This is a genomic window from Acidimicrobiales bacterium (assembly GCA_035630295.1).
Taxonomy (GTDB): Bacteria; Actinomycetota; Acidimicrobiia; order Acidimicrobiales; family Iamiaceae; genus Iamia.
Genome location: DASQKY010000050.1, coordinates 69,004 through 78,978, shown reverse-complemented (window position 1 = coordinate 78,978; position 9,975 = coordinate 69,004). Strand labels below are relative to the sequence as shown.

Genomic DNA, 9,975 nt, shown 5'->3' with positions numbered 1-9,975 from the left:
GAGATCGGCTTCCAGGAGTACTTCGTGGAGCGCCAGCACGACGTGGCCGTCACCGCCGTGCGGTTCGACGGCGCCGATGCGTCCCGACCGGCGCCGGGCGTGCTCGAGGCGATCGCTTCGGCTCGCCGCGTCGTGGTGGCGCCGTCGAACCCGATCGTGTCGATCGATCCCGTCCTGGCCGTGCCCGGAGTGCGGGCCGCGGTGTCGGCCCGCCGTGCCGACGTGGTGGCGGTGTCCCCGATCATCGCCGGGGCCGCGCTGAAGGGCCCCGCCGACCGCCTCCTCCGGGAGCTCGGCCACGACGCCTCCGTGATCGGCGTGGCGCGCCTCTACGCTCCCCTCGTGGGGACCCTCCTGATCGACGACGCCGACGCCCACCACGCCGCGGCGGTGGAGGCGGAGGGGGTCCGCTGCGTGGTGGCGCCCACGATCATGCACGGCGTCGAGGAGGCCACCCACCTGGCCGAGCGGGTCCTGGCGTGAGCCGCCTCGAGATCCTCCCGATCGAGGGGATCCCGGAGGTGCGGGCCGGTGACGACCTGGCCGGGCTGATCGCCGCCGCCGCCCCCGACCTGCGCGACGGGGACGTCGTCGTGGTCACCCAGAAGGTGGTGTCCAAGGCCGAGGGGGCCATGGTGGCGGTCGATCCCGATGACCCCGACGCCCACCGGCGGCTGGTCGAGTCCGAGGCGGTGCGGGTGCTGCGGCGCCGGGGCGACCTGGCCATCACCGAGACCCGGCACGGCTTCGTGTGCGCCAACTCCGGCGTCGACCTGTCGAACGTGGAGGCGGGCTGGGCCGCGGTGCTGCCCGTCGACCCCGACCGCTCGGCCCGCCGGCTGCGGGACGGCCTGCGGGCCCGGGCCGGCGTCGAGGTTGGCGTGGTCGTCTCCGACACCTTCGGCCGGCCCTGGCGCCACGGGCTCACCGACGTGGCCATCGGCTCGGCCGGCCTGGCCGCCCTGGTCGACCTGCGGGGCACCGAGGACTCCCTGGGACGGGAGCTCCACGCCACCGAGGTGGCCCTGGTCGACGAGCTGGCCGGGGCCGCGGAGCTGGTCATGGGCAAGGCCGACCGGGTCCCGGTGGCCGTGGTCCGGGGCGGCCCGGCCTGGTGGTTCCGCTCCGGCGGGGTGGGTGCCGAGCTGGTCCGGCCGCCGGCCCAGGACCTGTTCCGCTGACCGGCCCGACCGGCACCGCCGGGCGGCGCTAGAGCCCGAAGCGGGCCCGCTCGGCGGCGGAGAAGGGCTCGGTCAGGAAGGCCAGGAACTCGGGGCGGAGGCGGCGGAGGCCGTCCTCCAGCTCGTGGAGCCCCTCCCCCACCGGGACGGTCTCGAAGCCCAGCTCGGTGGTGACCGGCCCCAGGGTCCGGAACAGGATGCCGTACTCGTCCCGGAACAGGGTCAGGGAGAAGGGGTCGAGGACGGTGGCCAGGCTGCGGGCGCCCTGCCGGCGGGCGAAGCAGTACACGGACCGGAACAGCAGCTCGGTGATGCCGGCCCCGGCCGCCTCGGGCCGCACGGCGATGGACGGGCACTCGCAGATGGGGCCGCCCAGGCGCTCGTCGGGGTCCATCCAGCGGGCCATCAGCAGCTCGTCGAGGGCGCCCAGCGTGGTGTGGACCACACCCAGGGCGGTGCCGGAGGCGTCGATGGCGACGTGGAAGGCAGTGCGCCCCGGGGGCCGGCTCTGGGGCGGCTGGGCCTCCTCGGCCCCGGGGACGCCGGCCTGGGCCAGCATCTGGCGGTACACGGAGGTGGCCCGGTCGACCAGCGGGTCGCCCGTCACCACCTGGACGCGCACCTCACCGGTCGGGCCCGGGGCCCCGGCCTCACCCATGTCCCACCCTCTGCTCCTCCCGCGCCACGATCGAGCGGCGCACCCTAGCCAACACCGGGCCGGGGTCGTCCCGGGTCGCCGACGTCACCGGGCGCGCCCCCGTCATGGGCGAAACGAACACCGCTGGCGTCGAGGCCCTACGATCCGCCCACATGAGCATCGACCAACTGGATGCCAAGCTGATCATGGCCTTGGCGACGACCCCCCGCGCCGGAGTGATGGAGCTGGCCCGCCAGCTCAGCGTCGCCCGGGGCACCGTCCAGGCCCGCCTGGACAAGCTGCAGGCCCGGGGCGTGATCAGCAGCTTCGAGCCCGAGCTCGACCTCGACACCATGGGCTACTCGGTGCTGGCCTTCGTCACCCTGGAGATCGCCCAGGGGCGCCTCGACGGCGTGGTGGACCACCTGACCAACCTGCCGGAGGTCATCGAGGCCCACACCACCAGCGGCCCCGGCGACGTCCTGCTCCGGGTGGTGGCCCGGGACAACGGCCACCTGCAGGAGGTCCTGCACCGGGTGCTGGAGGTCTCCGGCATCGAGCGCACGGTCACCCACATCGCCCTCACCGAGCAGATCCACTTCAAGGTGCTGCCCCTGGTCCAGCGCATCCTGGACACGCCCGAGGAGGGCTGAGCCGGGCCCGGTCACGCCTCCGGGAGCGGGCCGGGCATGCTGGCGGCCGTGCCCGTCGCCGCACCCCCCATCGACCGGGCCCAGATGCCGGTGGCGGGGCGGGTGGCCTACCTGGACACGGCGCTGATGAGCCCCCTGCCCACGGCGGTGGTGGCGGCCATGGCGGCCGACGCCGAGCAGGCGTCGGTGCGAGCCTCGGCGGCCTACGAGGAGCGCTGGGCCACGGTGGAGCGGGTGCGGGGTCGGGCCGCCGCCCTCCTGGGGGCCACCGTCGACGACGTGGCCTTCGTCCCCAACACCACCACCGGCATGGGCCTGGTGGCCGCGGGCCTGGACTGGCGGCCCGGGGACCGGGTGGTCCTGGCCGCCGGCGACCACCCGGCCACCACCGGGCCGTGGCGGGCCCAGGCCCGGCGCGGCGTCGAGCTCGACCTCGTCGACCCGGTGGGCCCCGTCGGCCGGCTCCCGCTGGAGGCCTTCGCCCGGGCCCTGGAGGCGGGGCGGGGCCGGGTGCGGGCGGTGGCCGTCTCGTGGGTCCAGGCCCACGACGGGTGGCGCACCGACCTGGCCGCGCTGGCCGCCCTGGCCCACGACCACGGCGCCCTGCTGTGCGTGGATGCCATCCAGGGCGTGGGGGTGGTGCCGTGCAGCCTGGCGGCCTGGGGGGTGGACGCCGCCGCCGCCGGGGCCCAGAAGTGGATGCTCGGGCCCCACGGGATCGGCCTGGCCTACCTGGCGCCGCCGCTGCGGGAGCGGCTGCCGGTGGCCGTGCCCGGGGCACCACGACCCCCCGACGCCGGTGGACCCGACCCGGCCACCTCGGCCCGGGCCCACGAGCCCGGCGCCCTCAACCACGCCGGCATCGCCGGCCTGGGCGCCGCCCTCGACCTGCTGGACGGGCCCGGGCCGGAGGCGGTGTGGGCCTGGGTCGACGGCCTGGCCCGGCGCCTGGCCGGTGGCCTGGCCGCCCTGGGGGCCACCGTGCTCTCGGCCCAGGACGGCGACGGCCGCTCGGCCCTGGTCTCGGTGGCCGTCCCCGGCCTTCCGGCACCCGAGGTCCGGGCCCGGCTGGCCCAGGAGGGGGTGGTCGCCGCCCCCCGCGGCGACGGCGTCCGCTTCTCCCCCCACGCCTGGAACGACGAGTCCGACCTCGACGCCGCCCTGGCCGCCGTGGCCGGGCTGTGACCGGCGCCTAGCGCCGGCGGCGGTGCCGGGTGGCGAACCCGGCCAGGGCGGCCACCACGCCCCCGCCGACGACCAGGAAGGGACCGACCGACAGCGTGGCCCCGAGGCCGTCGTCCAGGCCGCCCACGCTGGCCATCTCGACGGCCCCGATGGCCATGGTGGCCAGCCCGCCGGCCACCAGGGCGAGGCGGAGGGCCAGGGAGCGGGCGCCGCCGATCAGGAGGGCGGCCACCACCGTGGTCCCGGCGGCCAGGCCGGCCAGCACCATGGCGTCGGCGCTGGCCCGCCAACCCGACACCGCCTCCCCGGCCACCTCGAACCAGGGCAGGACCACGCCCGCCACCACCAGGGCGGCGGCGGCCAGGGCCAGCAGGCCGGCGGGCACGTTGCCCCGCTCGTCGACGGCGGGGCCGGCAGGGCCGGGTCGCGGCACCGGGGCCACGGCGGTGACGTCGTCGCCGCCGGCGGGTCCCGGGGCCGCGGCCCCGAAGGTCGTGGTGGCGTCGGAGGGCAGGGCGGGACCGATGGAGGACGGCGCCGGCAGTGCCACCTGGTGGGTGGCGACGGGGGCGGGCGCCGGGCGGCGCTCCGCCCGGCCCGGAGCGGAGGCGGTGGGCTCGGGCGGCTCGATCCGGGGGGCGGGCGGGGACGGCTGGGGCCGGGGCCGCCGGGGAGGCGGGTCCGAGACGGTGACGCCGCTGCCCTCGGCCGAGGCGGCCACCGGGCCGGGGTCGGACGGCACCGGCGTCCGGCACGACGGGCACAGCGTCTGGTGGGGGGCCACGCCGAGGCCGCACGACGGGCAGCTGCGATCGGTCACGGGTCACCCTCCGGGTCACGGCGGCCGGGTGCCGGCCGCCACGCCCCACGTCTACCTCGTGGGCCACCCCCGGCGCGCCCGGGCCGCCGGCCCCCGGGCGCTCGGGCCGGGTCAGGGTTCGGGGGCGAAGCCCTGCCGGACCGTGTTCTCACTGGTGGCCCTGGTGTCCACGTAGGGCAGGAGCGAGTGGGGCCCGCCGGCCTTGGCCCCCACGCCGGAGAGGCCGTAGCCCCCGAAGGGGTGCCGCCCGACGACCGCGCCGGTGATGTCGCGGTTCACGTAGACGTTGCCGGCCCGCAGCTCGCGCCGGCAGCGCTCCACGGTGGCCGGCGACCGGCTGCACACCCCGGCGGTGAGGGCGTAGGCGGTGTCGTTGGCCAGGGCGATGGCCTCGTCGAGGTCGGCGGCCCGCAGCACGGCGAGCACGGGCCCGAAGTGCTCGTCGCGGGCCAGGGGCGACGAGGGGTCGACGTCGGCGACGAGGGTGGGCCCCACGTAGCAGCCGGGTCCCGGGGCGTCGTCCCGGGCCACCAGCACCGTGCCGTGGCGGTGGGCGCCGGCCACCACCCCGCCGAGGCGGCGGTGGGCCTCGGCGTCGATCACCGGGCCGACCTGGGTGCCCATCTCCATCGGCGGGCCGACCACCAGCTCCCGCACGGCGTCGGCCAGGCGGGGCACCACGGCGTCCCACAGCCGGTCGAGCACGATCAGGCGGGAGAGGGCCGAGCACTTCTGCCCCGAGAAGCCGTAGGCCGAGCGGACGGCCAGGGGGATTGCCTGGTCGGGATCGGCGTCACCGTCCACGATCAGCGCGTTCTTGCCGCCCATCTCGGCGATGACGCGCTTGACGTGGCGCTGGCCGGGGTGGGTGACGGCGGCGGCGGCGTTGATGGCCAGGCCCACCTCCCGCGAGCCGGTGAAGGCCACCACGGCCACGTCGGGGTGCTCGACCAGGCGGGCGCCGACCTCCTCGCCCCGGCCCGGCACCAGCCCCAGCACGCCGTCGGGCAGGCCGGCCTGGCCGAAGGCCCGGACCAGGTCCCAGGCCACGCCGGGGGCCTGCTCGGCCGGCTTGAGCACCACCGGGTTGCCGGCCCCGACGGCCGCCGCCACCAGGCCGCACGGGATGGCTAGGGGGAAGTTCCAGGGTGCGATCACCGCCGTGACCCCCTTGCCCTGGTACGTGAGGCGGTTGGCCTCGCCGGGTGGCGAGTCGACCGGCGTGCCGGCGGCCAGGTCCAGCACCTGCCGGCCGTAGTGCTCGCAGAAGTCGATGGCCTCGCACACATCGGCGTCGGCCTGGTCCCAGGGCTTGCCCACCTCGTGGACCTGGTGGGCGGCCAGCTCGTCGCGGTGGTCGCGCATCCACGCCGCGGCCCGGAACAGGGTGGCGGCCCGCTCCCGGGCCGGCGTGTGACGCCAGCGGGCCTCGACGGCGCAGGCGGCGGCCACGGCGGCGTCGGCCTCGGCCGGCCCGCACGCCGCCGAGCGGGCCACCACCCGGCCCGGCTCCGTGGGGTCCAGGGAGTCGATGGTCCCGGCCGTGGTGACCTGCTGCCCGGCGATCAGGGCGGGGACGGTCCGGGGGTCGGAGCCGGCGGCGCGCTCGACGGTGGCCCGGAAGGCGGCCCGGGGCGCGGCCCGCCGCCACTCCCGCACCGGCTCGGGGGCGTGCGGCGGCGGGTCGTCGACCGGGGTGGGACGGCGGGGGGCGGCCTCCAGGCCGGGGAGCGCGTCGACCCGAGGCCGGGCCAGGAGCTGGTCCAGGTCGGCGCCCTCGGCGAAGCGGTGGCGGACGAACGACTCGTTGCTGGTGTTCTCGAGCAGCCGCCGGACCAGGTAGGCCATGCCGGGCACCAGCTCCCCGACCGGGGCGTAGACCCGGAGCCGGAGCCCCAGCTCCCGCACCGCCCGGTGGAGGGGCTCGGCCATGCCGTGCAGCATCTGGACCTCGTAGCCGTCGTCGGGCACGCCGGCGTGGCGGCCGTACTCGACGGCGTGGGCCAGGGAGCGGAGGTTGTGGGTGGCGAAGGCGGCCCGCACCTCGCCGTGGTGGTCGTGGAGGAGGCGGGTGCAGCGCTCGTAGTTGGCGTCGGTCTCCTCCTTGCGCTCGTACACCGGCACCGGCCACCCCGCGCTGCGGGCCTGGGTGGTCTCGGTGTCCCAGTAGGCGCCCTTGACCAGGCGGACGGTGATGGGGCGGGGGCGCCGGGCCGAGAGGGCGACGAGGTCGGCCAGGTCGTCCCGGCTGTCGCGCAGGTAGGCCTGGACGACCACGCCCAGGTCGACGTGGGCCAGCTCCGGGTCGGTGGCCATGTCCCGGAACAGGCGCAGGGTCAGGTCCTTGACCTCGGCGTGCTCCATGTCGAGGTGGACCGCCGCCCCCCGCTCCCCGGCCCGGAGGAGGAGGGGGCGCAGCCGGGCCCGGGCCGCGGCCAGGCCGTGCTCGCGGGTCAGCGGCTCGTAGTGGTGGGCCAGGGCCGTGGGCTTGACGCTGATGGTGACCCGGGGGCGGGGCCCGAGGTCGTCGGTGTCGAGGTGGGGCCGGGCCGGCCAGCCCGGGGCGGCGGCGGTGAGCGCCTCGAGGACCTCGGCGACCCGGGCCGCGTAGCGGTCGGCGTCGGCCGCCACCACCGTCTTCTCCCCCAGCAGGTCGACGGTGGTGGCCGTGCCCTCCTCCCACAACCGGGCCACGCCCTCGACGGCCTCGGCCGTGGTGCTGCCCAGGATGAACTGCCGGGCCACGCGGGCGATGTTGCGGCGGGCCACGCCGGCCTCGACCCGCGTGCCGAACGGGACGTGGGGGGCGACGTCGACCCCGAGGTGGAGCGCGGCGGGCACGTCGAGGCCGTCGAGGTACTGGCGCAGGTGGGCGGCCACCTCGGCGTCGTCGTCGAGGGCGGGGAACACGTCGACGAAGCGGAAGAGCTGGGCCTTGAACGTGGGGTGGTGCATGGCCCGCTCCAGGGCCTTCTCGCTCCACCACGACATGCTGTACACCGACGAGCCGGCCCCGTCGCCCGCCGCGGCCAGGCGACGGGCCGTGGCGTCGACTCGATCCTCGATCTCGGCCGTCACCGGCTCCCGCTACCCACGGCCCTGCCGGGCAACCCGGGCAACCCGGTGATCCGGTGATCCGGTGATCGTCGTCAGCCCGGGCGGCTCCGGACCACGACCTCGCCGACCATGCCGTAGCGCTCGTGGCCCGGCAGGTGGCAGGCCACCCGGTAGGTGCCGGCGTGGTCCAGGTCGGCCACCGTGGCCCCGGTCTGGCCCGGGCCCAGCGACACCTCGCCCGGCACCGGGGGGTGGGCCGCCTCGGTCCCGCCCCGGTGGCGGCGGTGGACCTCCTCGGACCCCACCACCATCTCGTGGCCGATGGGGTCCCGGTTGCGGACCACGAACCGCACCTGCGTGCCCTCCCACACCTCGATGTGGTCGGGGGTGAAGCGGCTGTCGCGAGCGGTGACGACCACCGTCACCGTGCCCGGGCCCCGGGTGGCCGACGACGCGCCAGCGGACGACGCCGCGGCGTAGCCCCCGCCGGTGACCGCGGCGCCGACCACCAGGCTGGCCACCGCCGTGCCCAGCCCCCTCACGGGTGACCGCCAGGCCCCGCGGGCGGGGGGACCGGCCGCGGCGTCGCCGTCATGGCCCGCACCACCCCGAGGCCGGCGGCCACGGCTCCCGCGGCCAGGGCACCGACGGCGATCGGCCACCACGGCGTGGCCCCGTCGTCGCCGGTGACGGGCACCGCGGTCCGGGCGCTGATGCCGGCGTCGGCCACGGCCGGCGCCACGGCGTCGTCGGTGGAGACGGCCAGGTCGTAGTCGAGGTCGCCCGCCTCGACCTGCAGGGGGAGGTGGGTGAACCACATGTCCTCGGGCACCCAGCCCATGCCCACGTCGGAGCGGAGGTCAGCCAGCAGGCCGTCGCCGGCCGGCTCGCTGCGGTCGAGGGTCAGGCCGTCTCCCCCGGCCAGGAGCTGGGGCCGCCGGTCGGTCAGCAGGAACACGTCGGCCTCGACCTCGGTGTCCCCGTCGAGGCCGAGGCCGAGGATCCGCAGGGGCACCCAGGGCCGGTCGGTGGGGATGGTGACCATGATGGGCGTGCCGTCACCGGCCTGCTGGCCCAGCTCGGCGGCCCGGGAGGCGTCGAACCGGGCGGCCATGAACACGGGGCTGCGCTCGGCGTAGAAGCGCAGCACCTCGGGGGCGTCGGGGGTGAGGAGGTAGCCGTGGTCGACGGCCCACCGGCCCACCTCGTCGGCGCCCCCCTTCAGCACGGTGATGTCGAGGGCGTCGATCTCGGTCTGCAGGATCACCTCGGCCCCGCTGTCGGCGGCCTCGGTGGCCGCCGCGGCGGTGGGGGCCGGCGGGGCCACCTCCTCCTGCAGCCGCTGGAGGGTCCAGTCACCGCCCCGCTCCACCGCGGTGGGGACGTCGGGCAGGGGGACGATCGAGCCCACCTCCTCGCCCTCACCGGTGAACTGGAAGGAGGTCACGTAGCGCTCGACGCCGTCGTGGTAGGCGGCCAGGGTGGTGGTGCGGACCAGCTCGATGGTGCCGTTCTCGCCCACCAGCCCCCCGCAGGCCGCGGCGGGGCCGGCCCCGATCACGGTGGCGGCGCCGGCGGCGGCCAGCACGGCCAACACCCGGGGCAGGGCGCGACGCCGGCGGCGGGTCCCGTGGCGGCCGGGGCGGGGTCGGGCGGGAGCAGGGGGAGCGGACATGGGGACCCTCCGGTCAGTCGGTCCTCCCTCCGACGCCCCCCAGCGGACCGTGGTTCCCCACCCGGCGAGGTGACGGCACGGGCAGCGGCGCCGGTCCTAGTGTCTCGGCCAACATCCCAGGGAGGGGTTCCCATGAAGAAGTCACTGGCCACCATCACGCTGGCCGCCCTCGTCATCGTCGGCTGCAGCGACGACGACCCCAGCAGCGACGCGACCACCACCACGACCTCGGGGGAGGCGGCCAGCACCGAGCCGTTGAACACCGAGTGCGTGCCCGTGGCCCAGGACCTGCGGGACAGCCTCGGCGCCGAGGTCACCGGGGCCGTGGAGGGCCCGCCCGCCCCGGGGGGCCCGCCCCGCTGGTACTACTCGACCTCCGACGGGGCCACGTGGATCAGCGCCTCCGCGCCCGACGGCAGCAGCCCCGGCTTCACCTACCCCGTGAACGACGAGGCCCGCTCCGCCTCGGAGGTGGGCGCCGACGTGGAGGAGGACTCCCCCGCCCTGCAGGGTGTCGACGGCGACGGTCCGCAGGCCGAGCGGTCACGGGAGTGCGCCACCGACGAGGGCGGCTGACCACGGGTGGGGCGCCCGGGCCCTGGTCAGCGGTGGAGGCGTCGGCGGGAATCGAACCCGCGTACAGGGATTTGCAGTCCCTTGCCTAAGCCACTCGGCCACGACGCCAGGAGCCCGGGACTCTAGCCCACGGGCCTGGGCGCCCTCCGCCGCCCCTCGTGCCCCGTCGGCGGACCCGCGAACCCCGAGGG

Annotated in this window: 10 protein-coding genes and 1 tRNA gene; 5 read left to right on the top strand and 6 right to left on the bottom strand. The window is 77.1% G+C overall.

From position 1 onward, the window contains the following. A partial coding sequence (locus VEW93_14115) for a 2-phospho-L-lactate transferase CofD family protein (protein ID HYI62924.1) occupies positions 1–483 on the top strand: 483 nt, incomplete at its 5' end. After that, positions 480–1,181 carry a coenzyme F420-0:L-glutamate ligase gene (cofE, locus tag VEW93_14110; protein ID HYI62923.1) on the top strand — a complete coding sequence of 234 codons (702 nt, stop codon included), beginning with the start codon at positions 480–482 and terminating at the stop codon, positions 1,179–1,181. The genes VEW93_14115 and cofE, both read left to right, overlap by 4 nt. Before the next feature lie 28 nt (positions 1,182–1,209). Here cofE and VEW93_14105 read toward each other — a convergent pair whose 3' ends face one another. Continuing rightward, positions 1,210–1,839: a hypothetical protein gene (locus VEW93_14105; GenBank protein ID HYI62922.1), complete on the bottom strand. Its 630-nt coding sequence runs from the start codon at positions 1,837–1,839 to the stop codon at positions 1,210–1,212. A gap of 152 nt (positions 1,840–1,991) precedes the next feature. Here VEW93_14105 and VEW93_14100 point away from each other — a divergent pair, with 152 nt between their 5' ends. Then, positions 1,992–2,471, top strand: a complete 480-nt coding sequence (locus VEW93_14100; protein HYI62921.1) for an Lrp/AsnC family transcriptional regulator — start codon at positions 1,992–1,994, stop codon at positions 2,469–2,471. Between the two features lie 48 nt (positions 2,472–2,519). Next, positions 2,520–3,656 (top strand): aminotransferase class V-fold PLP-dependent enzyme, encoded by a 1,137-nt coding sequence (locus VEW93_14095; GenBank protein ID HYI62920.1) that lies wholly within the window; start codon positions 2,520–2,522, stop codon positions 3,654–3,656. 7 nt (positions 3,657–3,663) lie between these two features. Here VEW93_14095 and VEW93_14090 read toward each other — a convergent pair whose 3' ends face one another. The 4 genes from VEW93_14090 to VEW93_14075 all read right to left on the bottom strand — a co-directional run bounded on the left by VEW93_14090 (position 3,664) and on the right by VEW93_14075 (position 9,208). Continuing rightward, positions 3,664–4,476, bottom strand: coding sequence for a hypothetical protein (locus VEW93_14090; GenBank protein HYI62919.1), 813 nt, complete (start codon positions 4,474–4,476; stop codon positions 3,664–3,666). 111 nt (positions 4,477–4,587) lie between these two features. After that, positions 4,588–7,554: a proline dehydrogenase family protein gene (locus tag VEW93_14085; GenBank protein HYI62918.1), complete on the bottom strand. Its 2,967-nt coding sequence runs from the start codon at positions 7,552–7,554 to the stop codon at positions 4,588–4,590. 71 nt (positions 7,555–7,625) lie between these two features. Continuing rightward, positions 7,626–8,075 carry a plastocyanin/azurin family copper-binding protein gene (locus VEW93_14080; protein HYI62917.1) on the bottom strand — a complete coding sequence of 150 codons (450 nt, stop codon included), beginning with the start codon at positions 8,073–8,075 and terminating at the stop codon, positions 7,626–7,628. Further along, complete coding sequence (locus VEW93_14075) at positions 8,072–9,208, bottom strand: DUF2330 domain-containing protein (GenBank protein ID HYI62916.1); 1,137 nt, start codon at positions 9,206–9,208, stop codon at positions 8,072–8,074. The genes VEW93_14080 and VEW93_14075 overlap by 4 nt, the downstream gene beginning before the upstream one ends. A gap of 132 nt (positions 9,209–9,340) precedes the next feature. On the opposite strand from VEW93_14075, the gene VEW93_14070 reads away from it, so the two are divergent. After that, positions 9,341–9,784 carry a hypothetical protein gene (locus VEW93_14070; protein HYI62915.1) on the top strand — a complete coding sequence of 148 codons (444 nt, stop codon included), beginning with the start codon at positions 9,341–9,343 and terminating at the stop codon, positions 9,782–9,784. Positions 9,785–9,817: 33 nt separating this feature from the next. Here the strand turns inward: VEW93_14070 and VEW93_14065 are convergent. Then, positions 9,818–9,892, bottom strand: a tRNA-Cys gene (locus VEW93_14065). Positions 9,893–9,975: the final 83 nt, after the last annotated feature.